Origin of the sequence: Pseudoalteromonas sp. GABNS16E, from assembly GCF_028598715.1 — a bacterium.
GTDB classification, from domain to species: Bacteria; Pseudomonadota; Gammaproteobacteria; order Enterobacterales; family Alteromonadaceae; genus Pseudoalteromonas; species Pseudoalteromonas atlantica.
The window spans coordinates 46,631-71,090 of the sequence record NZ_JAQREZ010000009.1; the positions used below are offsets into that span (position 1 = coordinate 46,631).

27 protein-coding genes are annotated in these 24,460 nt (G+C 41.4%); 12 read left to right on the forward strand and 15 right to left on the reverse strand.

Annotated elements, in window-relative coordinates:
- Positions 1-41 precede the first annotated feature (41 nt).
- From PSI06_RS05775 to PSI06_RS05805, 7 genes are all read left to right on the forward strand, one after another.
- Entirely contained in the window at positions 42-704 is a 663-nt protein-coding gene (locus PSI06_RS05775; protein ID WP_273603148.1) for a peroxiredoxin-like family protein, read from the forward strand.
- 178 nt (positions 705-882) lie between these two features.
- Positions 883-1,893, forward strand: coding sequence for an erythrose-4-phosphate dehydrogenase (gene epd / locus PSI06_RS05780; protein WP_273603149.1), 1,011 nt, complete (start codon positions 883-885; stop codon positions 1,891-1,893).
- Between the two features lie 63 nt (positions 1,894-1,956).
- Entirely contained in the window at positions 1,957-3,132 is a 1,176-nt protein-coding gene (locus tag PSI06_RS05785) for a phosphoglycerate kinase (RefSeq protein WP_004586081.1), read from the forward strand.
- A 202-nt stretch (positions 3,133-3,334) separates the two neighbouring features.
- Positions 3,335-4,399 carry a class II fructose-bisphosphate aldolase gene (gene fba, locus PSI06_RS05790; RefSeq protein ID WP_273603150.1) on the forward strand — a complete coding sequence of 355 codons (1,065 nt, stop codon included), beginning with the start codon at positions 3,335-3,337 and terminating at the stop codon, positions 4,397-4,399.
- 634 nt (positions 4,400-5,033) lie between these two features.
- Positions 5,034-5,723 (forward strand): phosphate regulon transcriptional regulator PhoB, encoded by a 690-nt coding sequence (gene phoB, locus PSI06_RS05795; protein WP_004586083.1) that lies wholly within the window; start codon positions 5,034-5,036, stop codon positions 5,721-5,723.
- 58 nt (positions 5,724-5,781) lie between these two features.
- On the forward strand, positions 5,782-7,089 hold the full coding sequence (phoR, locus tag PSI06_RS05800) for a phosphate regulon sensor histidine kinase PhoR (protein ID WP_273603151.1): 1,308 nt from the start codon (positions 5,782-5,784) through the stop codon (positions 7,087-7,089).
- 115 nt (positions 7,090-7,204) lie between these two features.
- Complete coding sequence (locus PSI06_RS05805; protein ID WP_273604994.1) at positions 7,205-8,170, forward strand: PstS family phosphate ABC transporter substrate-binding protein; 966 nt, start codon at positions 7,205-7,207, stop codon at positions 8,168-8,170.
- 91 nt (positions 8,171-8,261) lie between these two features.
- On the opposite strand, the gene PSI06_RS05810 is transcribed toward PSI06_RS05805, so the two are convergent.
- The 8 genes from PSI06_RS05810 to sfsA all read right to left on the reverse strand — a co-directional run bounded on the left by PSI06_RS05810 (position 8,262) and on the right by sfsA (position 14,605).
- Positions 8,262-8,498 carry a hypothetical protein gene (locus tag PSI06_RS05810; RefSeq protein ID WP_024033192.1) on the reverse strand — a complete coding sequence of 79 codons (237 nt, stop codon included), beginning with the start codon at positions 8,496-8,498 and terminating at the stop codon, positions 8,262-8,264.
- A gap of 30 nt (positions 8,499-8,528) precedes the next feature.
- Positions 8,529-9,377 carry a pantoate--beta-alanine ligase gene (panC, locus tag PSI06_RS05815; protein WP_273603152.1) on the reverse strand — a complete coding sequence of 283 codons (849 nt, stop codon included), beginning with the start codon at positions 9,375-9,377 and terminating at the stop codon, positions 8,529-8,531.
- On the reverse strand, positions 9,377-10,171 hold the full coding sequence (gene panB, locus PSI06_RS05820; RefSeq protein ID WP_273603153.1) for a 3-methyl-2-oxobutanoate hydroxymethyltransferase: 795 nt from the start codon (positions 10,169-10,171) through the stop codon (positions 9,377-9,379). The genes panC and panB overlap by 1 nt, the downstream gene beginning before the upstream one ends.
- Before the next feature lie 30 nt (positions 10,172-10,201).
- A complete protein-coding gene (gene folK, locus PSI06_RS05825; RefSeq protein WP_273603154.1) occupies positions 10,202-10,687 on the reverse strand; it encodes a 2-amino-4-hydroxy-6-hydroxymethyldihydropteridine diphosphokinase in 486 nt (161 codons plus the stop codon).
- Between the two features lie 4 nt (positions 10,688-10,691).
- Positions 10,692-12,023: a polynucleotide adenylyltransferase PcnB gene (gene pcnB / locus PSI06_RS05830; protein WP_004586090.1), complete on the reverse strand. Its 1,332-nt coding sequence runs from the start codon at positions 12,021-12,023 to the stop codon at positions 10,692-10,694.
- A gap of 234 nt (positions 12,024-12,257) precedes the next feature.
- Positions 12,258-13,202, reverse strand: a complete 945-nt coding sequence (gene gluQRS, locus PSI06_RS05835) for a tRNA glutamyl-Q(34) synthetase GluQRS (protein WP_273603155.1) — start codon at positions 13,200-13,202, stop codon at positions 12,258-12,260.
- A gap of 16 nt (positions 13,203-13,218) precedes the next feature.
- Positions 13,219-13,662 (reverse strand): RNA polymerase-binding protein DksA, encoded by a 444-nt coding sequence (dksA, locus tag PSI06_RS05840; protein WP_004586092.1) that lies wholly within the window; start codon positions 13,660-13,662, stop codon positions 13,219-13,221.
- A gap of 226 nt (positions 13,663-13,888) precedes the next feature.
- A complete protein-coding gene (gene sfsA / locus PSI06_RS05845) occupies positions 13,889-14,605 on the reverse strand; it encodes a DNA/RNA nuclease SfsA (protein ID WP_273603156.1) in 717 nt (238 codons plus the stop codon).
- 120 nt (positions 14,606-14,725) lie between these two features.
- Here sfsA and pepB point away from each other — a divergent pair, with 120 nt between their 5' ends.
- Entirely contained in the window at positions 14,726-16,021 is a 1,296-nt protein-coding gene (pepB, locus tag PSI06_RS05850) for an aminopeptidase PepB (RefSeq protein ID WP_004586094.1), read from the forward strand.
- Positions 16,022-16,203: 182 nt separating this feature from the next.
- Entirely contained in the window at positions 16,204-16,770 is a 567-nt protein-coding gene (locus tag PSI06_RS05855) for a phosphoribosyltransferase (protein ID WP_004586095.1), read from the forward strand.
- Positions 16,771-16,914: 144 nt separating this feature from the next.
- Here PSI06_RS05855 and PSI06_RS05860 read toward each other — a convergent pair whose 3' ends face one another.
- Positions 16,915-17,571 carry a Crp/Fnr family transcriptional regulator gene (locus tag PSI06_RS05860; protein ID WP_273603157.1) on the reverse strand — a complete coding sequence of 219 codons (657 nt, stop codon included), beginning with the start codon at positions 17,569-17,571 and terminating at the stop codon, positions 16,915-16,917.
- 486 nt (positions 17,572-18,057) lie between these two features.
- Between PSI06_RS05860 and PSI06_RS05865 the strand changes: the two genes are divergently transcribed.
- Positions 18,058-18,288, forward strand: a complete 231-nt coding sequence (locus tag PSI06_RS05865; protein ID WP_273603158.1) for a uroporphyrinogen decarboxylase — start codon at positions 18,058-18,060, stop codon at positions 18,286-18,288.
- 50 nt (positions 18,289-18,338) lie between these two features.
- Here the strand turns inward: PSI06_RS05865 and PSI06_RS05870 are convergent, their stop codons facing one another.
- From PSI06_RS05870 to PSI06_RS05895, 6 genes are all read right to left on the reverse strand, one after another.
- Positions 18,339-19,016 (reverse strand): FlgO family outer membrane protein, encoded by a 678-nt coding sequence (locus PSI06_RS05870; protein WP_004586098.1) that lies wholly within the window; start codon positions 19,014-19,016, stop codon positions 18,339-18,341.
- Positions 19,017-19,136: 120 nt separating this feature from the next.
- Positions 19,137-20,792 carry an amidohydrolase gene (locus PSI06_RS05875; RefSeq protein WP_273603159.1) on the reverse strand — a complete coding sequence of 552 codons (1,656 nt, stop codon included), beginning with the start codon at positions 20,790-20,792 and terminating at the stop codon, positions 19,137-19,139.
- Between the two features lie 131 nt (positions 20,793-20,923).
- Positions 20,924-21,160, reverse strand: a complete 237-nt coding sequence (locus tag PSI06_RS05880; RefSeq protein ID WP_004586100.1) for a calcium-binding protein — start codon at positions 21,158-21,160, stop codon at positions 20,924-20,926.
- 8 nt (positions 21,161-21,168) lie between these two features.
- Positions 21,169-21,405: a calcium dependent protein gene (locus tag PSI06_RS05885; RefSeq protein ID WP_024033183.1), complete on the reverse strand. Its 237-nt coding sequence runs from the start codon at positions 21,403-21,405 to the stop codon at positions 21,169-21,171.
- 289 nt (positions 21,406-21,694) lie between these two features.
- Entirely contained in the window at positions 21,695-21,922 is a 228-nt protein-coding gene (locus PSI06_RS05890; RefSeq protein WP_004586102.1) for a hypothetical protein, read from the reverse strand.
- 25 nt (positions 21,923-21,947) lie between these two features.
- Positions 21,948-22,181 carry a calcium dependent protein gene (locus PSI06_RS05895; protein ID WP_004586103.1) on the reverse strand — a complete coding sequence of 78 codons (234 nt, stop codon included), beginning with the start codon at positions 22,179-22,181 and terminating at the stop codon, positions 21,948-21,950.
- 301 nt (positions 22,182-22,482) lie between these two features.
- Between PSI06_RS05895 and PSI06_RS05900 the strand changes: the two genes are divergently transcribed.
- Together PSI06_RS05900 and PSI06_RS05905 are read left to right on the forward strand one after the other, a co-directional pair.
- Complete coding sequence (locus tag PSI06_RS05900; RefSeq protein ID WP_126008029.1) at positions 22,483-23,934, forward strand: sensor histidine kinase; 1,452 nt, start codon at positions 22,483-22,485, stop codon at positions 23,932-23,934.
- Between the two features lie 4 nt (positions 23,935-23,938).
- A complete protein-coding gene (locus tag PSI06_RS05905) occupies positions 23,939-24,460 on the forward strand; it encodes a hypothetical protein (RefSeq protein ID WP_029773902.1) in 522 nt (173 codons plus the stop codon).

The window sequence follows — 24,460 nt, forward strand, 5'->3', positions numbered from 1 at the left end:
GCTAGTTTTATGTTTTTGACTAATTTGAAGGTAGCAGTATTATGAGCGATGAAAGCAACACGTTAAAAGCACAAACCGAGGCAAAAGTAGCAGCAGGGCGAAAAGGTAACCCTGATTCTATGAAAGGCGTTGATGAAACCATTGCTCAGGCAAAAGCGTTTCAAGAAGGGGCAAATGCACTTAATTTAGATCAAAATGCCCCACGCTTTGAACTGCCGAACCAGCACGGTGAGCAAGTTTTATTAGATGAGCTACTTGCAAAAGGGCCTGTGGTTATAACTTTTTATCGTGGTAGTTGGTGCCCTTATTGTAATTTACAGCTAAAAGCATTGCAGTCACGCCTAGCTGAAATTCACGCATTAGGCGCACAGCTGGTGGCTATTAGCCCGCAAGCGCCCGATGGCTCAATGAGCGAAAACGACATACGTAATATGGATTTTGTCGTGCTGAGTGACCAAAATGCAGATGTAGCAGCAAGCTATGGCGTAGCGTGGCAAGTACCTGCATTTTTATTAGATCATATGCGCGAAGACCGCGGCCTTGATTTAGAGTCGCTTAATAACGGCAACGGCAGTATTTTACCTATTCCTGCCACGTTTGTTTTAGATAGCGAAGGTAAAGTGACGTGGCGCTATGTTGATGTTGATTACCGCACCCGCTCAGAGCCACAAGATATAATTAATGCTTTAAAAGCACTACAGTAAGCACTCAAGCAAGCTCGCTTTATGCCCAAAAGTAGCCAAGTAAATTAGCTACTTTTGGGTTAATTTAAAGTTTCTAATCGCTCCCTCTTATAATAATGTTCAAGGTCGATTACAATACAGCCATCTAAAAGGCATCGATGCCTTTGTCTGCACGTAAAGAGAGTGGATTTTATATTTCATGGCAATCAAACTTGCAATTAATGGTTTTGGTCGTATTGGTCGAAATATTGTCCGCGCGTTGTACGAGTCAGGTTTGAGCGACGAGATAAAAATTGTTGCGATTAACGAACTTGCTGACCCTGAAGCTATTGCTCATTTATTAAAATACGATACGTCCCACGGTCGTTTTTCTTTTCCTGTAAAACTTGGTGAAGACACCATTAGCGTTGCAGGCGATACCATTGCACTATTTTGTGAAGAAAACCCAGTAGAATTACCTTGGCAAACCCTTGATGTAGATGTAGTACTTGAATGTACCGGTGTTTATCACTCGCGCGAGCATGCACAATTACACATTGCTGCGGGTGCTAAAAAGGTGTTGTTTTCGCACCCAGCTGATAACGATGTAGATGCCACCATTGTGTATGGCATTAACGATGATGAGCTCAAACGCGAGCACACTATTGTATCTAACGGCTCGTGTACTACAAATTGTGTGGTGCCTGTTATTAAAGTGCTAGATGATGCGTTTGGCATTGAATCGGGTGCTATTACCACTATTCACGCGTCGATGAACGATCAGCAAGTGATTGATGCGTACCATCATGATTTACGTCGTACCCGCGCTGCGAGTCAGTCTATTATTCCAGTTGATACAAAATTAGCACGAGGAATAGACCGCATTTTACCCAAATTTGAAGGGCGCTTTGAAGCCATTGCGGTTCGCGTGCCGACAATTAACGTAACGGCAATGGATTTAAGTGTTACAGTAAATGCCGATGTAGATTTAAAGGCGGTAAATACGGCACTTAAAGCCCAAGCTAAAGACCGCTTAGAAGGTATTTTAAGTTACACCGAAGAGCCATTAGTATCGGTTGATTTTAATCACGACCCACATTCTTGTATTATTGATGGCACGCAGACACGTGTTAGTCACAAACGCCTGATAAAGTTACTTGTTTGGTGTGATAACGAATGGGGTTTTGCCAATCGCATGCTAGATACAGCACGTGCGATGATGGCTAAGTAAGCATTTTATAATAATTTTAAAATTTATTTTTCAGGTTCAAGTATCGTTAACTAAGGAGATGTTATGTCGGTCATAAAAATGGCAGATTTAGATTTAAACGGCAAGCGCGTATTAATTCGTGAAGATTTAAACGTACCAGTTAAAGCAGGTAAAGTGACCTCAGATGCACGTATTCGTGCTGCACTGCCTACTATTAAGCTAGCTCTTGAAAAAGGCGCTAAAGTAATGGTTATGTCGCACCTTGGCCGCCCTACGGAAGGCGAGTACGATGACGAATTTTCACTTGCCCCTGTAGCCGATTACCTAAACGATGCACTTGAGCAAAATGTACGCCTTGAAAAAGACTACTTAAACGGCGTTGAAGTTGCCGATAACGAAGTAGTTGTATTTGAAAACGTACGATTTAATAAAGGCGAGAAGAAAAACGACGAAGCCTTATCAAAACAACTTGCTGCCCTGTGTGATGTGTATGTAATGGATGCATTTGGCACCGCTCACCGCGCACAAGCGTCTACTCATGGCGTTGGCTTATTTGCAGATGTTGCCTGTGCTGGCCCGTTATTATCAGCAGAACTTGAAGCACTAGGTAAAGCACTAGATAACCCAGCACGCCCATTAGTGGCCATTGTAGGTGGTTCTAAAGTATCAACTAAATTAACTGTTTTAGACTCGCTTTCAACGATTGTAGATCAGCTTGTAACAGGTGGCGGTATTGCTAATACCTTTATTGCTGCTGCGGGTCATCCCGTTGGTAAATCACTTTATGAAGCTGATTTAATGGATGAAGCAAATCGTTTATGTGCAGCAGCTAAAGCAAACGATGGTGAAATTCCGGTACCGACTGATGTTGTAGTAGGTAATGAATTTTCAGACTCTGCAGTCGCTACGCTTAAAGATGTAAGCGAAGTAACAAGCGATGACATGATTTTTGATATTGGCCCTGATACAGCCAGCCAGCTTGCAAAAATTATTGCAAACGCCGGTACTGTTGTATGGAATGGCCCAGTTGGCGTATTTGAGTTTGACCAGTTTGGTAATGGTACACGCGCTATTGCTCAGGCAATTGCTAATTCTAATGCGTTTTCGATTGCAGGCGGTGGTGACACTTTAGCGGCAATTGATAAATACGGCATTGCCGATAAAGTATCTTACATTTCTACCGGTGGAGGTGCGTTCTTAGAGTTTTTAGAAGGCAAAAAACTTCCAGCAGTAGAAATGCTAGAGTCGCGCGCTAAATAATAAATTTTAGCCGCATTAGGTGAGGGGAAACCCTCACCAACGATTAATTATTAAATACCTCTCACCCTTATTTAATAGTTAATTAAGACAAAACTAAGCAGTGTAAATTGCTTTATTTTGTGGCGCAGTGATTGCGTCAAACTAACATATCCGTTCAAACTAGATGGCAGGAGACTGCTGTCGATAAATTGGAGAATACCCAATGGCTTTAATCAGTATGCGACAACTTTTAGATCATGCAGCTGAACACGGTTACGGCGTTCCAGCCTTTAACGTGAATAACCAAGAGCAAATGCGCGCAATAATGGAAGCGGCTGATAAAACAAACAGCCCAGTAATTGTTCAAGGATCAGCAGGCGCACGTGCTTATGCTGGTGCTCCATTTATCCGCCACATGATTTTAGCAGCCGTTGAAGAATGGCCGCACATTCCAGTAGTAATGCACCAAGATCACGGTACCTCACCCGGTGTTTGCCAACGCTCAATTCAACTTGGCTTTTCATCAGTTATGATGGATGGCTCATTAATGACTGACGGAAAAACCCCATCAAGCTACGAATATAATGTAGAAGTAACACGCGAAACCGTGGCTATGGCACATGCTTGTGGCGTATCGGTAGAGGGCGAGCTAGGTGTACTTGGCTCACTTGAAACCGGTGAAGCGGGCGAAGAAGATGGTGTAGGCGCAGAAGGTAAACTAACTACTGATCAAATGCTTACCGACCCAGAAGAAGCCGCTGATTTTGTAAATAAAACCCATGTTGATGCCTTGGCAATTGCTTGTGGTACATCGCACGGTGCGTACAAATTTACGCGCCCACCCACAGATGACATTTTAGCGATTGATCGTATTAAAGAAATTCACGCACGTATCCCGAACACGCACTTAGTAATGCACGGATCGTCGTCTGTACCACAAGAGTGGTTAGAGATCATAAATCAATACGGTGGCGAAATTCCTGAAACGTACGGTGTACCTGTTGAGCAAATTGTAGAAGGGATCAAATACGGTGTACGTAAAGTAAATATTGATACCGATTTACGCTTGGCCTCTACCGGTGCTATTCGCCGTCATATGGCGCTTAATCCATCTAACTTCGATCCGCGTAAATACCTAGCAGAAGCAACTAAAGCAATGACAGAGATTTGTGTTGCGCGTTACAACGCGTTTGGTACGGCTGGTCAAGCAGGTAAAATTAAGGCAATTTCACTTGATGACATGCACCTTAAATATTTAAGTGGTGAGTTAGACCCACAAATTAAATAATGATCTTTGATTAAAAAATAACGTTATAAAAACCAGCTGGCGTAATCCTGCTGGTTTTTTTATACCGCAAAGCACTGGGATCACTGTTGTACCAACTTAATAAAATGGGATCACTGATTTACTAACCGCCCCGCATTTGGATCATTTATTTACCAACTAGCGCATAAATTTACGCCACGTTAGGCGCTCAATCAATCAGATCGTTTTTTATTTGTACAATAGGTCAGGTGCTTAGTTGTTTGACTAAGTATAACCGTGATCCCAAAGCCGATCGGCTTAGTAAAAATCTGATCTTTTTATAGACTGCTTAGTAAAAAACAGATCTATTTTTAACCACGTAATCACATCTTCCAGTGCAAACTCAGTTTCGTATCTGGTTTTTATACTGTGTTAGTAAAGTAATGATCCCGCCATGAGTATCTACTCAGAAATAAAACTGTCATCTTTTTGTAAATATGTTTTGATTAACCGTAATTTGCAAAATAGTTTTAAAAATATGACGTTAATGAGGTTTTTTGTCACTATTTTGTGTTTTTTTTACCAGGATTTTAATTTACACGTTACACTTTCATAAAAATGTCATACTTAGTCATAATAATGAAAACTAATTCGATAGCGTAAGAGATAATTTGGAATGTCACGTAAAGTACTAGTCGTAGATGATGAAGCTCCTATCAGAGAGATGTTAGTTTTTGTTTTAGAGCAAAATGGATTTCAAGCAATTGAAGCAGAAGATTACGATTCTGCAATTGCAGCTATGGTTGAACCATACCCAGATATGGTTTTACTCGATTGGATGTTACCAGGTGGTAGCGGTATTCAAATTGCTAAGCAATTTAAGCAAAGTGAATACACACGCCAAATTCCAATCATTATGCTTACAGCCCGCGGCGAAGAAGAAGACAAAGTACGCGGCCTAGAAGTGGGGGCAGATGACTACGTCACTAAACCTTTTTCTCCTAAAGAGTTAATGGCTCGTATTAAAGCGGTTATTCGCCGTGTATCGCCTACCTCATTAGAAGAAGCCATAGAAGTACATGGCTTGCGTTTAGACCCAATATCGCACCGCGTTACCTCTGAGGGAAGCGAGCTTGATATGGGCCCAACCGAATTTAGATTATTACATTTTTTTATGACTCACCCAGAGCGTGTTTATAGCCGTGAGCAACTGCTTGACCATGTTTGGGGAACTAATGTGTACGTAGAAGACCGTACAGTTGATGTGCACATACGTCGTTTACGCAAAGCGATTGCACCGCTGGGGCATGATCGCTTAGTACAAACAGTACGTGGTGCAGGTTATCGTTTTTCTAGTAAATTATAAGGTACCGCAGCTAGGGTGTGAGTACGCATTAATTACTACTCAAAGGTAAAGTGAGTGTATGTATCGAGTTATTAATAAACAGGCGTTAGTAAAACGTCTGTTTATCTATTTTTTACCCCTGTTATTAGTTGGTGTGCTTATTGGTGCACCATTTTTGCTTTTATTTTTAGGCACTTCTTCTCTTTTAGTCTGGCATTATCATCAACTTTATCGCTTAAGCGATTGGCTTTTAAATCAACGTAGCTTTAACCCACCAGAGGGCGAGGGTGCGTGGGAACAAGTATTTGAAGGCATTTATCATTTACAGCACCGTAATCGTAAAAAACGCAATGAACTGGCCGATTTAATTCGTCGCTTTCGCGATGGAGCTGAAGCCGTACCCGATGCCGTAGTGGTGTTGCAAAGTGATTTAAGCATTGTTTGGTGTAACCAACTTGCACTTAAAGTATTGGGGCTACAATGGCCGACCGATCATGGCCAGCGCCTAGATAACCTAATACGCGAACCTAAGTTTGCCAAGTACATGCTGCGCGGTGAATTTGAAGAGCCATTAGAGCTTGATAACGGGCATATTGTTGACCAAGTGCTTGAATTTAGGGTAATGCCGTATGCCAACACGCAGCTTATGGTGGTAGTACGTGATGTAACACGTCTAAAGCAGCTAGAGCAAATGCGCAAAGACTTTGTTGCCAATGTATCGCATGAGCTGCGTACGCCGCTTACGGTTGTTACTGGCTACCTTGAAATGATGGATGGCGATATGATGCCACCGTCTGCAATGTGGAATAAAGCGCAAAATACCATGCTTGAGCAATGTAAGCGTATGGACAGCTTAGTTAATCAGCTTTTATCTCTTTCGCGTATTGAAGGGGCGCGCAGGCAAGACAACGACAAAGCCATAAATGTGCCGCAAATGCTCAACTACATTAAAACCGAAGCGCAGTCTATAAACCAAGACAAAGGCCACGAGCTTATTTTTGATATAGATAATGAGCTTGATATTAAAGGCTCTGAAGATGAGCTACGCAGTGCGTTTTCTAATTTAGTGTTTAACGCTATACATTACACTAAAGCGGGCGGAAAAATTGTTGTTACCTGGCAGCGTAAAGAGGGGCTTGCGCACTTTAGTGTAAATGATAATGGCGATGGTATTGCATCAGAGCATATAAATCGTTTAACTGAGCGCTTTTACCGCGTAGATAAAGCAAGGAGTCGCACAACCGGTGGCTCAGGTTTAGGCTTAGCAATTACTAAACATGTACTTACACGTCACGATAGTAAATTAAATATAAGCAGTGAGCTTGGTAAAGGCTCGTGTTTTTCTTTCGACTTTTCAAAGGATAAGCTTGTTAACTTAGCAAGTTAAAGGCAATAAAAATCAAAGTCATAAAAGTGTCATTTAAGAGTAATGTAACTGTCATCTACTCACTTTACAGTAGACGGCAGTTAGGAAATGGGACGAACAAATCGGAGAACCCCGCATGAAATTTAAAAACTTAGTTGCCGCAATGGGTGTGGCTGTTACAACATTAGTATCTGCACAGGCTGTTGCTCTTGACGACGCAATTCCTGAATATCAAAAAATTAACGGCGTTTCAGGTAACTTTTCATCTGTAGGCTCTGATACTTTAGCTAACATGATGACTTTTTGGGCTGAAGAGTACAAACGTATTTACCCAAGTGTAAATATTCAAATTCAAGCGGCAGGTTCGTCTACTGCTCCACCAGCGCTTACCGAAGGCACCTCTAACATGGGTCCTATGAGCCGTAAAATGAAATCAAAAGAAATCGAAGCGTTTGAAAAACGCTACGGTTACAAGCCTACAGAAGTGCGTGTAGCGATTGATGCATTAGCGGTATTTGTACACAAAGATAACCCAATTGAAGGCTTACGTATTGACCAAGTAGATGCTATTTTTTCATCTACTCGTAAATGTGGTGCGTCTGAGCAAGTTAACCGCTGGAGCGATGTTGGCCTAACGGGCGACTGGGCTGCAAAAGACATTCAATTATACGGACGTAACTCTGTATCAGGTACTTACGGTTACTTTAAAAAGAAAGCACTGTGTAAAGGTGACTTCCGTAACAACGTAAATGAGCAACCAGGTTCAGCCTCTGTTGTACAGTCAATCTCATCGTCATTAAACGCGATTGGTTACTCAGGCATTGGTTACAAAACGTCGGGTGTTCGTACGGTTCCTTTATCTAAAAAAGGCACTAACTACGTAGATGCAACGCTTGATAATGTTGCTAAAGGTAAATACCCACTTTCTCGTTTCTTATACGTTTACGTGAACAAGCACCCTAATAAACCGCTTTCACCAATTGAAGCTGAGTTCTTGAAAATGGTACTTTCTAAAGACGGTCAAAAAATCGTTGAAAAAGATGGTTACGTACCACTATCTGCTAAGTTAGTAGAAGCAGAGCTTAAAAAGTTAGGTTTATAATTTAAACCCAACCAATAAAAAAACCGCTCAATGAGCGGTTTTTTGTGTGTAAAACTTTAAAGCGTAAAACAGACTAACTTACTAAAAGCGATTACAGATCAGTCAGCTTTTGCGCTTGTGCTTTACACTGATTATAGCTCTCTACACATTTGGCAGAGCACACTTGCTGTTTTAAACCTTTGTCAATTGATTGCTGATCGCAACTATTTTCGCACTGATAGTTTTGTTGTGCACATTGGTTTAACTCAGGGTTTTTCACTTGATTTTGGCAAGCTGCTAACAATGAAAATGAAAGGGCGAGGGCACTCGTTTTAATAAATGTTTGCATGCTTATCCTTAACGTTGAACTGCGCTTTTGTTAAATCTCAACTTGTAAGTTGTCGATTAATCTAACATTACCTAAAAAGGCGGCAGCTAAAATAACAAGTTGTGTATCATCAAGTGTAGCAGCTTTTAATGTATCTCGTTGAGCTATCTCAAAATAATCAGGCTTTAAGCCGGCTTGCTCTAAACTAAGCTGTGCGCTTTGCTCAAGTGCTTTGTAATCGGTATTGCCTGCTTTGAGCTGCTCAGCGCAGCTGTTTAGTGTTTTAAATAATGCGGTAGCCGTGGCTTTTTGCTCTGCAGATAAATAGCCATTTCGCGAGCTCATAGCCAAGCCAGAAACTTCGCGCATGGTCGGTACACCAACAATTCCAACCGGAATTGATAAATCGCGTACCATGGTTTTAATCACTTGCAGCTGCTGAAAGTCTTTTTCGCCAAAGCATGCATAATCTGGTTGTACTAAATTAAATAACTTAGTCACTACCGTGGCTACGCCTCTAAAGTGTCCTGGACGCGTGCCGCCACAATACCCCATAGATACGCCTGGTACATCTACAAAGCTCTGCTCACCAAGTCCATTTGGGTAAATGGTATCTACGCTTGGGGTAAACACTATATCGGTGTTTAAGTCGGCTAAGCCTTGTTTGTCTTCGTTTAATGTACGCGGGTAGCTATCTAAATCTTCGTTGGCACCAAATTGCATTGGGTTGACAAAAATACTCACAACCACTTTATCGGCCATTGTTTTTGCTTTTTCAACCAATGAAAAGTGGCCACGGTGCAAGTTGCCCATGGTTGGCACTAAAGCCACGCTTAAACCTGCTTGGCGCCAAGCTTTAATTTGACTACGTAATGATTTAATTTCAGTAATTGACTGCATTATTTAAACTCATGTTCGGCGCTTGGAAATGCGCCATTTTTAACGTCTGAACAATATTTTTTAACTGCATCTGGCATGTTGCCAGTTTCCAGTAAAAAGTTTTTAGAAAATTTAGGAATGTACCCTGCCGAAATACCGACTAAGTCGTGCATTACCAGTATTTGGCCATCCGTTACATTACCTGCGCCAATACCTATGGTAGGAATGGTGACGGCATCGGTAATGCGTTTAGCGAGCACACTTGGGATACACTCAAGCACTAATAATTGGGCACCTGCGGCTTCTAGCGCTTTTGCATCATCAATCATTTTTTGCGCTTTGTCGTCTTCGCGGCCTTGAATTTTAAAGCCACCAAATACGTGTACTGATTGCGGCGTTAATCCTAAATGGCCACAAACAGGAATACCTTGCTGCGTTAAACTTTTAATGCTGTCGTAAAGCCATTCACCGCCTTCAAGTTTTACCATATTAGCGCCTGCACGCATTAACTCTGCTGCATTTTTACAGGTGTCGCTAACGTTTGAATAGCTCATAAAGGGCATATCGGCTATAACAAAAAGCTCACGGCTGCCACCGCGTACACAGCGGGTATGATAGGCTATATCTTGATTGGTTACGCCTAGGGTATCGTCGCCACCTTGCAGCACCATGCCCAAAGAATCGCCAACTAAAATAACGTCCACACCGTTATCATGAAATAACTTCGCAAAACTGGCATCGTAAGCGGTTAATGCGGTGATTTTGTTATTTTCTGCTTTCATTTTATTTAAAGTAGAAACGGTTATTTTAGACATAATATCCTCGCAGGCATAAGCCTTGGTTAATTACAGAGGTAATTGTTGTAAGTCGTTGAGCGGTAAGTCTTGCGTAATGGTTTTTAATGCAATGCCGCTTGGTAAAATCAGTTCTGGGGCAAGCTCAAGTAAAGGGTAAACTACAAACTCACGTTCGCACAGGCCATAATGTGGCACAGTTAAGCGCTGGGTATTAATCACTTGCTGACCAAACAGTAAAGTATCTATATCGAGCGTACGCGGCCCCCAACGTTCGGCTTTTCTTACCCGTCCATGTTCAAGCTCTATGGCTTGAGTTAAATCAAGTAATTGCTCAGGTTCAAGCGCGGTTTTAATACACGCGACGGCATTTACATAGTCGGGTTGATCTTGTGGGCCCATTGGTTTGCTTGCATAGTAATGCGATACACTTATAAATTCACAATGAGGCAGCTTTTTAAGCGCACAAACGGCGTTATCAAGCTGCTCTTTGGGTGAGTTTAGGTTGGCACCTAAACCCAAATATACACACTGCATGCAATTACTCGGCTGGCTTTTTAGTGGTGCGGCGGCGCGGACGTTTACGTGGTTTTGGTCCACCTTGGTGGCCTAGGTTTTTTACCATTTCTTTTTGGCCATTAATATCTAGGCTCAAGTATTGTGTCCACCACTGGGCAAGCTCACTATGTTGGTGCTCACCGGCATCAACACGTAATAATAAAAAGTCATAAGCGGCTTTAAATCGTGGCTGCTGGGTAAGTCTGTAAGCGCGTTGGCCGGCACGTTTATCTAAACGTTGCTGTATATGCCAAATGTCGCGCGCGCCTAAGGTAAAGCGTTTAGGTACTGCAATATGCTGGGCATTTTCGCTCAGAACTTTATTCATGGCTTGAGCAAAGGCATCAAAGTAAGACAGCTGTTCTTGTTGTTTAATTTTAGTTGTGCGCTCAAGCAGCGGAAACCACATTAAAGCAGCAAATATAAACGCAGGCGTTACTTTTTTATCTGCATTTATGCGTTTATCGGTGTTTTGAAACATTTGCTGAATAAACGCCGCTTCTAAGCCGTCAGGGTTTTTATCTAAAATTTTATCAAGCACTGGAAATAACGACTTAAACAAGCCGTATTGGCGTAGCATTAAATAGTTAGCTTCGGCTTTACCGTTTAAAAACAGCTTTAGAACTTCTTCAAATAAACGCGCTGGCGGTATGTTATCAAGTAGGCTGGCAAGCGCAGTAATTGGCTTTTCGCTTTTTGGCGCTATGCTCATATCAAGCTTAGTTGCAAAGCGTACCGCACGTAGCATACGTACAGGGTCTTCGCGGTAGCGTGTTTCTGGGTCGCCAATTAACTCAATTTGTTTTGCTTGTATAGCCGCTAAGCCATTGGCGTAATCGTATATACAAAAATCGTTAATAGAGTAATACAGCGCGTTGATAGAAAAATCACGGCGCTCAGCGTCTTCTTCAATGCTACCAAACACGTTATCGCGCAGTAACTGCCCGTGCTCGCTTGATTGGCTAATTTGGTTTTTGTCTTCTTGCGCTTCGTGGTGCCCGCGCATGGTGGCTACTTCTATAATTTCGCGACCAAAAACAATATGTGCTAAGCGAAAACGACGGCCAATTAGGCGGCAATTTCTAAATAGTTTTTTTACTTGCTCTGGGGTGGCATTGGTAACAACGTCAAAGTCTTTTGGTTGTTGACCTAACAATATATCGCGAATACAACCACCCACAAGGTAAGCGTCGTAACCACCGTCTTTTAAACGGTAAAGTACTTTGATTGCATTTGGGCTAAATTGTTTACGTGAAATACCATGTTCGCCGCGTGTTACAACAACCGGTTCATCACTTGTTTGAGTGCTTTGCACATCGGCATTTGGGCCGATTATTTGCCTGCAAAATTGAAAAAGCTTGGAAATAATAATCTGTCTCCTACAGAAATGATGATTGGCTGGTCATCGCAATCAAAAAGCACATAAATTAGGTATTATAGTGCGGTGCTTTGTATTTATTGTAAATAGCCTCTATTTAGGCGGCTATCATATACCAGCGCGGTATAAAAATTAAGTTGATGGACTGAAATTAAGCCGTTTTTAAGTTTTTTATTTGCTTAAATGCGTAAATTTAGTGCTGTTTGGATGCTGACCTTGCGAAATTTGAATTTCGGGTATGTTTGGCACCGCTGTTAAGCTAAATTCGTTAATAGCCCACACCATTAATTGCTCCACAGACAAATCATTCAATTGGCTATGCACAGGTAAGTTTAAAAATTCAAACGCATCAATAAGCGCAGGTTTTGGGTTGTCTGTGCTAATAGCGGGCGCATAATTTTGTTTAGAGAGTTTAAAACCAGGCTCGGCCACCGCAAGGGGTAAATGTGCGTATTGGGGAATAGGCGCATTAAGCTGTTTAAATAAACTGATTTGCCGTGCTGTAGGCTCGATTAAATCGGCGCCACGTACCACACGATTAATACCTTGCTCAATGTCATCAATAACCACCACTAGTTGGTAGGCAAATAATCCGTCACTGCGCTTTATTATGTAATCTTCATGGGCTAATGAACTATTTACAGTAATATCGCCTTGAATCAAATCGTTAAAATGGCATGTTGGGTGCTGCTGGCTAAGACGAAGTGCGCCTTGCTCTGTTGATAAGTTAAGTGTTTTGCAGTGACCTTGGTAAATGCCACCCATGGCTTTTATTTGTTTGCGAGAACAGCGACAACCATATACACATTGTTGGTGGATCAGCTTATTTGTTACCTCTTGATAAAGAGGTAGGCGCTGAGTTTGATAAACAACGGATTCGTCCCAGTAAAGGCCGTAGGCTTGTAAGGTATTTAGAATATGGGTGTCGGCATTTTTCACCACGCGGGTGGTGTCTATATCTTCAATGCGCACTAACCATTTACCCTGATTTACTTTAGCATCAAGGTAGCTGCCCACAGCCGCCACAAGTGAGCCAAAGTGAAGTGGCCCAGAAGGAGACGGTGCAAATCGACCGCGATAGTCACGCTTTGGCGTGGTAACGGCTGTAGGAGACATAGTTAACTAATTTTAATTAACCGCGCCCAGCTTGTTTTTCTTTAATTTCTGCAAGGGTTTTACAGTCTACGCATAAATCTGCAGTTGGACGCGCCTCTAAACGACGAATACCAATTTCGATTCCGCATGACTCACAAAAGCCAAAATCATCTTCTTTAATTAAGATAATTGTTTTTTCAATTTTTTTGATCAGTTTACGTTCGCGGTCGCGAGTACGAAGCTCTAAAGAGAACTCTTCTTCTTGCGCAGCGCGGTCAACTGGATCAGGAAAGTTGGCAGCTTCGTCTTGCATATGCGATTTCGTGCGGTCAACTTCATTACGTAAGTCGTTACGCCACGCTTCTAAAATCGCTTTAAAATGAGCACGTTGCGCTTCATTCATATACTCTTCGCCCGGCTTTTCTTGGTATGGTTCTAAACCGGCTTGAGCCAATAAACCATGTCTTTGTTGGTCTGGCATAACTCTCTCCTAAATCCTTAATTTAATGCCTCAGCATTAGCCGGCGGTATAAATAGCAGAATCTTATACCCTAGGCAAATTTATTTTTTAATTAATCGAATTAGCTTCAACCAGTGTGTTGACTAAAAAGGCTCATATTTTAATTTTGATGCTTTATTAATCGTTATTTCGGTATTTAAACTTGCCTAGTTATATGGGCATAAAGTTTAAAAGCAAGTTAAATTTTTTATTTAAAGGCCACTTTCTCACTAAGCGTTACTTCACTAGGCGTAATAGATGCCTTATAAGCGTATACCTCCACGCCTTTTTTAATCGCGTGGTTTAATAAGTCGCTGTATTTTTTATCTATGTGGCTTGCTGCACTCACCGTATTAATACCTAGGTGCAAAACAGCGAACAGTAATACTGCGCGGTGGCCTTGTTCGATCATTTCTATTAATTCGCGAATGTGTTTTTGCCCACGCACGGTTTGCGCATCCGGAAAGTAGCCTTGCCCACTATGTGGCGCGCTTTCGCTTAACAAGGTGACTGACTTTACCTCTACATAGCAAGTGGGTTTATTGTCACTTGTGAGTAAAAAGTCGATACGGCTGTTTTCGCTGCCGTATTTTACTTCACTTTGAAGCTGCTCATAGCCGTTAAGCTCTGTAATAACCTGGTTGTTGATAGCCTCTTCGACCACTTTATTTGCCACGGCGGTATTAACACATATTAACTGCGAGAGGGAGTTTTGAGTGAGCTCTAACGACTGAGGGTATTTTCGTTTACTGTTATCGCTGGTTGAATAAAAAGCGCTAAAGCCAGGCTCTGCGCAACCTGTCATTTTACCGGTGTTGGCGCAGTGGGCGGTAAATTCAGTTCCATCGTTAAGTTGGAGGTCGGCTAAAAAGCGTTTATAGCGTTTTAATAACGTGGCGGGCTGTAAAGCTGGGGTGTATTTCATTTAAATTCCAATGCTAAACGCTGCAGATGCGTTGGTTTATGTTATTTATCTCAAGCTGTTGGGAACTTGTACTCACTATAGTAAACTCGGTGGCACATTTAAGTGTAAGGGTATTCTAACATGAGTGAAAAATTTGTTGTTCAACTAAGCGAGCAAGCAGCACCAAGCCATTGGGGCGAAAACGCGGCGTTGTCTTTTAACGAGCAAGGCGCAACGGTTCATTTATCTGAGCAAGAAACATTAAAAAATGTTCAAAAAGCGGCGCGAACAATTGCAAGCCAAGGTGTTAAACAGGTTGAGCTTGCGGGCGATACATGGTGCACAGAAAGCCAATGGGCTTTTTACCAAGGTTTTGTAACACCTAAATCATTACATGGTGTTGAATTTGTTGATAACGCACAATCAGATCTAAACGAGCTTGCGCATTTAAAAGCCTCAGCTACGTGGGCACGAGAAATGGTAAACGGTACAGCCGATGACATTTACCCTGAAAGCCTTGCTGAAAAAGCCGCCGAATTTATTCAATCGTTAGCGCCTGAACACGTAAGCTACCAAATTATTAAAGGCGATGCGTTATTAGAGCAACAGTGGATTGGTATTCATGCTGTGGGGCGTGGCTCTGAGCGCCCACCTGTTTTACTTGAGCTTGATTACAACCCAACAGGTGATGAAAACGCACCGGTAAGCGCTGCGCTTGTAGGTAAAGGTATTACGTTTGACTCTGGCGGTTACTCAATTAAATCTAGCGAAGGTATGCTAGGAATGAAGTGCGACATGGGTGGCGCGGCAACGGTAACAGCGGGTTTAGCACTGGCTATTAACCGCGGTATAGAAAAACGCATTAAGCTATTTTTATGCTGTGCAGAGAACTTAATTTCGGGCCATGCGTACAAACTAGGTGATATTTTAACCTACAAAAATGGCACAACCGTTGAAATTGTAAACACCGATGCTGAAGGGCGTTTAGTGCTTGCTGATGGCCTAATGGCTGCAGGCGAAACTGGCGCAGAGCTAATTATCGATGCGGCAACACTAACAGGTGCTGCACTCGTAGCTGTAGGGCAAGAGTACAACGCATTATTTGCCCTTGATAAAGAGCTGGTTCGCGAAGTAGAAGACTTTGCATCGCAAGAAATGGAAGCTGCATGGCCTCTTCCGCTTGAAAAATGGCACCAGCAAAACTGCCCATCTCCATATGCTGATACGGCAAATAGCCGCGCTCAAAAAGGTGGCGGTTACGGCGGCGCATCAAATGCAGCAGGCTTTTTATCTCGCTTTGTACCAAACGATGGTAAAGGTTGGATACACATTGATTTAGCTGCAGCATTTAATATGGGTAGCACTAGCCAATGGGCTGCAGGTGCAACTACGCAAGGTATGCGCACAGTGGCACGTACATTGTTAGAAAAAGCTTAATAGTAAGTAACTAGGCGTTTAATACATAAAATAGGCACCAATTGGTGCCTATTTTGCTATTTGCAGGCAAGCAATTTATTTTTATTTACGGTAAAATCCTTCGCCAATACCTGTTTGGGTGTTTAATTATTGGCTAAAGTGCCTACACTCAAATGTTATACTCACCACTGGGGTTCTAAACTATGTCAGATAAGTGCTACATCACAGCTCAACAGCTACTTGAAGATTCATTCCGCGTAGCGGCACAAGTTTATAAAGATGGCTTTCGTCCAGACTTTATAATTGGTATTTGGCGAGGTGGTGCACCTATTGGTATTGCTGTGCAAGAATACTACGATTACAAAGGCATTGAAACTGATCACATTGCGGTGCGTACGTCGTCTTATTACGGTATTGGCAAGCAATCTAAAGAAATAAAAGTACACGGCCTACACTACATTGTAGAAAACGCTAATGCAGGTGACTCACTGCTTATTGTTGATGATGTGTTTGATTCTGGCCGCAGTATATTTGCACTAAAAGAAAAGCTTTCTGAGCTTATGCGCTTAAACTTACCACGCGATATTCGTGTGGCATGTCCGTACTATAAGCCTAAAAACTCAAAAGTAGAGATGGTGCCAGATTACTTTATTCATGAGTCAGAAGAGTGGTTAGTGTTCCCGCATGAGTTATCGGGTTTAACGCCAGATGAAATAATTGAAGGTAAATCTGATTTAGTAAATATCCAAGATATTTTATTAGATAAGTAATTGCCAAAGCGTTAAGTAGGGGTTTATTTGCGCGGGGGCGTGTTTGTGTACTCATTTTAAATAAATTATTGCTATAGCGCAGTGCTAATAAATACCACAAAAACTAAAAAAGGCCATTACGGCCTTTTTTTGTGTCTGATTTTTTTATAGCTGCGCAAAACTGTCTACGTAATCACTTAAACTTTGTGTATCGACCGCTTTTAGCCCATGGGAGCTGCGCTGCACTAAGCCTTTTTCAACAAGCTCGGTAACTACGCGACGATAAGCTCGCTCAGTGGTTGCAAAGCGCTCTGCTTCGGCGTTAACGGTTGGGTATGCGCGCAGTAGCGTTGGATTATTGTTCTCGGCGCGTAGTAAGCAGTCTTTAGCTATGTTGTAGCTTAAAGGCAGCAGTAACTTATCTAAATTAATTTTTTGGTTTTCTTGAAATTTAGCCGCAATGGTTTGCGCGGTGTATAAGCTCAGCCCTGGCTTTTCGAGTAGTAATGCTCGCCAGTGGCGAAGCTCTATTAAATTATAGGTTACATCGCTAAAACAGGTGACCGTATAAATACATGGGTTATTGTTTAGTGCTTCTATTTCACCAATTAGGGTGTTGTTGCAATCTAATTGGCCTAATAATAGGCGGCGTCCGTTACCTACGTCATAACTAAATGAAATAGTACCGCTGCGCACCAGCACAAGTTTACTAAGTGGTTGATCTTGGTGGATCAGCACTTCTTTTTTTGATTGTTGATAGCTACTCCCTGCAAAAGTGAGTAATTGTTCAACAAGGTAACTAGAAAAATGGTATTGAAACATCAATATGCTCTTCGGACAATTGTCCTATTTATTACACCTTAATGACGATATTATTAAGGCTCTAAGAATTTACGCTAACTTGCTACTGTATTTAGCCTTGCTAAGTACGTAATACCTTCATTTCCCGTGTAATGATTTAGGAAGCTATTGGCTACAACCAATATACTTTTTAAGGTTTTTTAAGCAAGTTAGTTTTTTTATTTTATACCAATCAGCCTAATTAAGTGATCAATTTTAAGGCTAGGAAAACGTGTTGATAGCTAGGCAAAAAATCGCTATTTAGTCGTTCTCGGCATTTGCTCCTGCATTGCTCTACCTTCTGCATCCATGCAGTCGTAAATGAGCATTTTTTAACGCAGGTAGCGACACATTTAGCCCCGCAAAATGATTGAGTATTATTGCGAACTGGTATTAAACGTTGTAACACTGACAAGTGCCACACGTTAGCATTGGCGTAATGCTAACCTAAAGGGTAGGAGAGAACAATTGAGTTGGGAATATTTAGGTTATATTGCATCAGCTTTCTTGGTTGCATCGTTAACAATGACCGATGTAGTAAAACTGCGTTGGTATAATATGTTTGGTTGTATTGTATTTACTATTTACGGTGTGGCTATTGGTGCAGTGCCTGTTGCGTTTACTAATAGCTTATTAGCGCTGGTAAATATGTACCATATTATAAAGCTCTACCGACAGCCTAAAGTCAAAGAAGCGTGAAGCTAAAAATTCAAAAAAAGGGTTAACATTTAAGTTAACCCTTTTTTGTTTTAAAGCACCGCGTCTAAAACAATGCCATCAGTTCTACGAGTTGGATAAAGTGACTCAACAACAAAGCTTGGGATAAATCCTTTAGCTGATGAGACTACTACTTTAGACTTTGCCCCAATAATACGAGCGTTAACTATTACACCACGATTCGTGTAAGTTAGAGTGCCTGATAAAGTGTATTCAATATGCGGGTAACCTTTAATTTCTTTACCATTACGACTAAACGAGAAATCACCTAACGGGGTTACATGCACAGCGCCTGTGTGTTTGTAATCAACTACCGATAAGCCAAACTCCTGCATTTCAGTAATAAAGCTTTCAGCCAAGTGATTACCAAATATATTTGTGGTTTGTAAATTGTCATCTAAATTCACAAACGAAGTAATTGCAACAGGCGTTCCACTGTTGATGTAGTTCATATTTTCAATCAGCTTCATTGCTAATTGTTCTGTATAGTTACTTAATAATTTACTGCTGTTAATAGGGCGGTAGTTATTTTCTGGGAATTGCCAGTTATTTACGCGTGGCTGATGAACGTCTGTGTAACGATTATGGCTATTGTGATGGCCAATATTATTATGCGAAGCGTGGCCATTATAAACTGGGTGAGTAGAGCATGCACTAAGTGATAAAGTAAAAAGAGCCGATAAAGTAAGCGATAGTTTTTTTGAAAACATGTTTTCTTCCTGAAACATAAGAGATTTTTTAAATTCCCTCACTTATCGACACTCTTTTTAATTACTTTAGTAAATATTCGTAATTACTTTGTTTATTTTTAAATTTGCCTATTTTATAAGCTATTCTTTTTTAAAGCGTAATTCTCCAGCTACCCAAGTCTGTAAAACCTGTGTTTTATAAATCTCATCGACAGGGGCTTTAAAGTAGTCTTTGTCTATTAAAATAAAATCTGCCCATTTTCCGTTTTCTAAGCTGCCTATTTTAAACTCTTGGTGCGCTGCATACGCGCCGCCGAGTGTAAACGCTCTTAGGGCTTGTTCGCGGCTTAGCACTTCGCTTGTGCGCCAGCCGTTCTCAGGCAGCATATTATGATCCATACGGGTAATGGCTGAATACAAGCCATCAAAAGGGTTTGCCAGCTCTACTGGGTAGTCAGAGCCTGCTGCAATCACAGAGCCTTGCTTTAAAAATGTTTGCCATGCATATGCGCCTTGTAATTGGCTATCGGTTAAGCGCTGCTGAGCCATATGCATATCTGAAGTGGCATGCACAGGCTGCATAGATGGAATGATTTTAAGAGCTTTAAAACGTGGAATGTCATCAGGGGTGACTATTTGCGCGTGTTCAATACGGTTACGCAGTAACATACCGCCCGTTTGCTTAAACACGTTTTGATACGCATCAAGTACCACTTTATTTGCCTTATCACCAATTGCATGGGTGTTGGCGCTAAAGCCATTTTTGAAGCTTAAAGTAAATAATTCTTCAAGCTTAGCTTGGGTTTCTAGCATTAGGCCGTGGTGGTTTTTTCTATCTGCGTAGTCATCAATTAGCGCAGCCCCGCGCGAGCCTAATGCGCCATCGGCATATACTTTTACACTGCGGATAGACATAAACGATGCTGCATCTTGATAGCGCCCTGCCTGAAGCATGTGCTTTAAATCGGGGCTAGCAGCACTTAGCATGGCGACTATTCTTAGTGGCAAATTACCTTGCTCGCTGCGCTCTTTGTAAACTTCCCAGGTGGTTTTATCGATACCGGCATCGTGAGTAGAGGTAATGCCTAAGCTTAATAAGTGCGCGCCTGCGGCATCTAACGAGTCGCTTATAGCTTGTTTTGAAGGGGCGCTCATATGCTGGGTAATTAACGACTCGGCCTTATCAACAAAAATACCAGTTGGATTGCCAAATTCATCTTTAATAATTTCGCCGCCGTCAGGGGCTTGAGTTGCTGCGGTAATACCGGCCAGCTCTAAGGCTTTGCTGTTAACCCAAATTGCATGGCTGTCAACGCGCGAAAGTACCACTGGACGGTCATTGACTACTTCGTCTAAGTCTTTGGCGGTAGGAAAGCGCGTGTCGCTCCACAGTTCTTGGTTCCAGCCTCGCCCTAATATCCAGCCTTGTTTATTTTTCGCAAATTGCTCTAACTTTGTGGTTATTTCATCGACCGATTTAGCGCCGCGTACATCAAGTTGCGATAAGTTATCGCCAAGGCCAATTACATGCCCGTGAGCGTCAATCAACCCTGGCAGTAACGTATTACCTTTGGCATCAATAAGTTTGGCATCAGGAAAAGTGTTTTTAAGCGTATCATCTCCAGTTTTAACAACTTTACCGTTTTCAATCACTAAAGTAGAAAACGTTTGAATACCACCTTGGTATAAGGGAGTGTAACCATTAGCGTTGTAAATGACCTGCGTTTGCGCAATCGCAGTGCTGCTTACAAATAAGCCGGCAAGCAGTAGTGGGTTAAATAGTTTTTTGAGTTGCATAAGTTGGTTATTTTTTATTGTTAGTAAAATAACACTAGCAAACTCACTTTTAGAATACCAATATGTTGAGGTAGATAGCTTAAAAGCGTAAGGGCTGTTAAAAATTTAGCGCTTACGCTTATAAAAAAGAGTTACTTACTGGCGTATATGCCATATTCCGAAAGGGTAAGTCTGCCGTCTTTATCTTTATCATAACTTGAAAAACGCGACCAAAGGGCGGGGTCAATGGCGGTTTCTGAACGGGTTAAAAAGCCATCGTGGTTACGGTCAAACTTTTCAAATTTATCGGCAACTTCTGTACTTTGGCCAAGGCTTACATCGCTAAAAAGGCCCAGCGCAACAAGCGCTAAATAGCTTACAGTCTTCATACTTATACTCAGTAAAGGTTATTGGTTAAATAGTCTTTAAACTCAAGAAGCGAGATTTGTTTGTCTTGGTTTTTATCCCAGCGAGTAAAGGTGCTGAGTAGCTGAGGCTGTGGCTCTAATTCGTCTTCTGTTAAGAAGCCGCTTTTATTGGCATCAAGGTGATCAAAACGTTGTTTAACATCTAACGCAACAGCATTAAAGCTGATCATAGTAATAGCGATAACACTAAAAAAAACACACTTCATGGTTTTCCTTCCAACATACAGTGTTTGTAGATTAATAAAAAAAGCACTTGCCATAATTTAACTTCCCAACATTAAATCCGTTTACACATTCCCTCAGGGATTATGGCAAATGCTTTTGAAACCTACCTTACTAGGTAAAAGCTTAAGTAAAACTTAATTAACTTCAGCTGTGGATAATAAATCTATTTTAAGCAGCTCGTTTTAGCGCTAACGGCTTAAAATTTCTAGCCAGAGAAAAAGATTTAAACATCGTTACTATTGAGTTTGTAATTAAAGCGCTTAATCAAAATTAAGGTTTAAAATTTTGAAACTCTTCTTTAGAAATTTTCTTGTCTTGGTTTTCGTCTAAATCGGCAAATTGCCTCATTACTTCTTTATCTTGTTTGGCTTCTGCAAGCGATACTGCCCCATCCATATCTTTGTCTAAATGAGCAAAGCGAATGTTGACAGAAGAGGCTAAAGCCGTGGCGCTAATGGCTAAAAACATTAATGCAAATGCTGCGATAAGTTGTTTCATAATCATGTTCCCTAATTAAATGAATTTACTGAATAAACTTTTTGAATTCACTTAGCGACAACTGGCCATCTTGGTTAGTGTCTATTTGTGAAAAGTTTTCGTGTAGTACGGCATCTTCACCCGCTTCTGATTCGCTAAGTGTGCCGTTACTGTCTTTATCTAGCTCATTAAATGTAGCTTGAACGTCCATAGCTATTGCATCTGTGCCCATAAACCCAAAAGCCAGCATGGGTAAAATTACTAAAAAGCGGTTGTTCATTTAATTTCCTTATTGATTAAAGTTGCACTCACTATTACAAAAATGGTGCCAATTTAAATAGGTATTTAAAATCAATGGCTTATATTTTTTATGGGGCGCTGGTCGGAATTTTTTACTTAAATGTGTGTTATTTTTGCAACAGGCGGTACGTGCTATTAGTCGTTAATATAGTTATCAATAGCTTAGTGTGTTGCTAAATGGCAACAGGAGGGTATATTGGGTTAAATATAGAAGTTGATTCAGCGAGAGTATAAGGTAAGTAACTAAAATAGGGCGCTTAAAATAATAAAAGGAAATGATAATGCCTGTAACGTTGGCTAAAAAGTATCGTGCAATGCTTAATTGGCGGCCTAACTTAATAGGTCAGTTTATAATTAGTATGCTGCTGTCGTTACTGCCGCTTAGTTTGGTGGTTATTGTTTTTTTAAATGCGTTAAACAAACAGCTCGCTGTTACCCAGCTTATTGTCAGTAATAATTACCAAGTTACTAAGTCGTTTAATTTTTTAAAGCAAGAGCTTAATAGCCTAGAGCGGGCAACGCGACAAAACTGGGTGTTAAAAAGCGAGTCGCTCGACACGTTAATAAACGAAAAATGGCAATCCTCCTTACAAACAATCGACACGCTCAGCCAAGCCAGTGCCACACAGCAATACACTATGCAGTGGCGCCGCTTAGCAAAAACATTGCGTAGCACTCATCAAGCTTTAATTGAAAATAACCAACAAGATGCTGCATTATTTGTGCCTATTAGCGATTTAGTGGCTGAGCTTACGGTGTGGTTGCGCGATACGAATGCAGCGCAAATACAAAACAACCAAAGTGAATTAAGTACTTTACAAAGCTCGTTTATCAACTGGTTAGTGGCGCTTATTCCGCTTACTTTACTAGTGGGCGGGGGCTTTTTATGGCGCATAAGTAAGCGCTTAAAAGGGCTTACGTCGGTAATAGATGGACTAGGACAAGGCCACTGGCAGCAAAAAATTGCAGTGCAAGGCTCAAGTGAGCTCGTGGAATTAGGCGAAAAACTACAATGGGTGCAAGAGCAGCTACATATGCTTGAGCAACAAAAAGATACCTTTTTACGCCATGTAACCCACGAGCTTAAAACGCCGTTGGCTTCGATGGTCGAGGGCACCGATTTACTTAGCGATGAAATAGTCGGCCCCATTACAAAAGAGCAGCAAGCCGTACTGGAGCTTATTAGCCAATCTATGGTGCGTCTGCGTACTATGATTGACAGCCTACTTAGTTATAACGCTATCAGAACCAGTAAAGACAGCGTTAGCGAAGTCGAATTTGGCAATTTAATAAATAAAATAAACAGCCATTTTGAGCACCGCTTAACGGCTAAGCAGCAACGCTTAAATTGGCACAACAGCATAACAAAACAGCCACTTGCATTACCCGCAGAGCTGATAGAAATGACCCTCATTCAGCTCATTTCTAATGCGTTAAAATTTTCAAATACAGGACAAAGTGTTGATGTAACCTTAGCACTTGAGCAAAAGCTACTAACAATACAAGTGCGCGATGAAGGCTGTGGTATTAAAGAGCAAGAAAAAACCCAGATATTCAGCGCATTTTACCAAGGCAAGCATAATAAAGATGTTACGCTGCAAGGCAGTGGCTTAGGTTTAACCATAGTAAAAGAGTCGGTTGAGCAGTTACAAGGCCAGCTTAGTGTTGAGCATAACCAGCCCCAAGGCTGCTTATTTACAATAAAAATACCTTTAATTAATCAAGGAGTTTAATAGCATGCGTACGCGTTTAATAGCTATTTTATGTGTGCTCAGTAGTACGGTTGTTTTAGCTGGGTGTGAAACAAATAACACACAAACAGCAGCAGTGTCGCAGGAGGTTGAGCCTGCAAAAAATGCGGTGCCAAATCCTAAAAAGCGCCCTAAAAGTGACCCCGTTTACCCCAGCGCAGAACGTGTTGTTGCATGGCATGCTAATCAATGTGGCGGTTTTAAAGTAAAGCCAAGCCTACATACTTATTTAGGTGAAAAAGAGCTAAAACGTTTTTTTAAATTCATGTGTGTTAACACCTCAAGTGCACCAGAGGAGGTAATGACACGATTACAAAAACTCGATTTAGCCTACTTTTGGCCTGAGCCAATAAAACAATATTTATGGCTTCAAAAGCAGCATGTTACTCGGCAAATAAATGCCCTAAAAGAGCAACAGGCGTTAAATGACAAAATGCAGCAAACGTTATCGTCTTTAGCCACCATAGAGCAGCAGCTGTTACTACGCGAAGACACTAAGGAGCAGTAA

Coding starts and splice junctions, on each gene's coding strand:
- epd (WP_273603149.1), top strand. CDS start 883: ATGGCAATCAAACTTGCAATTAATGGTTTTGGTCGTATTGGTCGAAAT.
- PSI06_RS05810 (WP_024033192.1), bottom strand. CDS start 8,498: ATGCAAACATTTATTAAAACGAGTGCCCTCGCCCTTTCATTTTCATTG.
- PSI06_RS05890 (WP_004586102.1), bottom strand. CDS start 21,922: ATGAAACAACTTATCGCAGCATTTGCATTAATGTTTTTAGCCATTAGC.
- PSI06_RS05775 (WP_273603148.1), top strand. CDS start 42: ATGAGCGATGAAAGCAACACGTTAAAAGCACAAACCGAGGCAAAAGTA.
- dksA (WP_004586092.1), bottom strand. CDS start 13,662: ATGCCAGACCAACAAAGACATGGTTTATTGGCTCAAGCCGGTTTAGAA.
- PSI06_RS05870 (WP_004586098.1), bottom strand. CDS start 19,016: ATGTTTTCAAAAAAACTATCGCTTACTTTATCGGCTCTTTTTACTTTA.
- panB (WP_273603153.1), bottom strand. CDS start 10,171: ATGTCTAAAATAACCGTTTCTACTTTAAATAAAATGAAAGCAGAAAAT.
- phoR (WP_273603151.1), top strand. CDS start 5,782: ATGTATCGAGTTATTAATAAACAGGCGTTAGTAAAACGTCTGTTTATC.
- PSI06_RS05855 (WP_004586095.1), top strand. CDS start 16,204: ATGTCAGATAAGTGCTACATCACAGCTCAACAGCTACTTGAAGATTCA.
- PSI06_RS05805 (WP_273604994.1), top strand. CDS start 7,205: ATGAAATTTAAAAACTTAGTTGCCGCAATGGGTGTGGCTGTTACAACA.
- PSI06_RS05875 (WP_273603159.1), bottom strand. CDS start 20,792: ATGCAACTCAAAAAACTATTTAACCCACTACTGCTTGCCGGCTTATTT.
- PSI06_RS05900 (WP_126008029.1), top strand. CDS start 22,483: ATGCCTGTAACGTTGGCTAAAAAGTATCGTGCAATGCTTAATTGGCGG.
- PSI06_RS05785 (WP_004586081.1), top strand. CDS start 1,957: ATGTCGGTCATAAAAATGGCAGATTTAGATTTAAACGGCAAGCGCGTA.
- PSI06_RS05885 (WP_024033183.1), bottom strand. CDS start 21,405: ATGAAGTGTGTTTTTTTTAGTGTTATCGCTATTACTATGATCAGCTTT.
- sfsA (WP_273603156.1), bottom strand. CDS start 14,605: ATGAAATACACCCCAGCTTTACAGCCCGCCACGTTATTAAAACGCTAT.
- folK (WP_273603154.1), bottom strand. CDS start 10,687: ATGCAGTGTGTATATTTGGGTTTAGGTGCCAACCTAAACTCACCCAAA.
- gluQRS (WP_273603155.1), bottom strand. CDS start 13,202: ATGTCTCCTACAGCCGTTACCACGCCAAAGCGTGACTATCGCGGTCGA.
- PSI06_RS05895 (WP_004586103.1), bottom strand. CDS start 22,181: ATGAACAACCGCTTTTTAGTAATTTTACCCATGCTGGCTTTTGGGTTT.
- panC (WP_273603152.1), bottom strand. CDS start 9,377: ATGCAGTCAATTACTGAAATTAAATCATTACGTAGTCAAATTAAAGCT.
- pepB (WP_004586094.1), top strand. CDS start 14,726: ATGAGTGAAAAATTTGTTGTTCAACTAAGCGAGCAAGCAGCACCAAGC.
- PSI06_RS05860 (WP_273603157.1), bottom strand. CDS start 17,571: ATGTTTCAATACCATTTTTCTAGTTACCTTGTTGAACAATTACTCACT.
- PSI06_RS05880 (WP_004586100.1), bottom strand. CDS start 21,160: ATGAAGACTGTAAGCTATTTAGCGCTTGTTGCGCTGGGCCTTTTTAGC.
- fba (WP_273603150.1), top strand. CDS start 3,335: ATGGCTTTAATCAGTATGCGACAACTTTTAGATCATGCAGCTGAACAC.
- phoB (WP_004586083.1), top strand. CDS start 5,034: ATGTCACGTAAAGTACTAGTCGTAGATGATGAAGCTCCTATCAGAGAG.
- PSI06_RS05905 (WP_029773902.1), top strand. CDS start 23,939: ATGCGTACGCGTTTAATAGCTATTTTATGTGTGCTCAGTAGTACGGTT.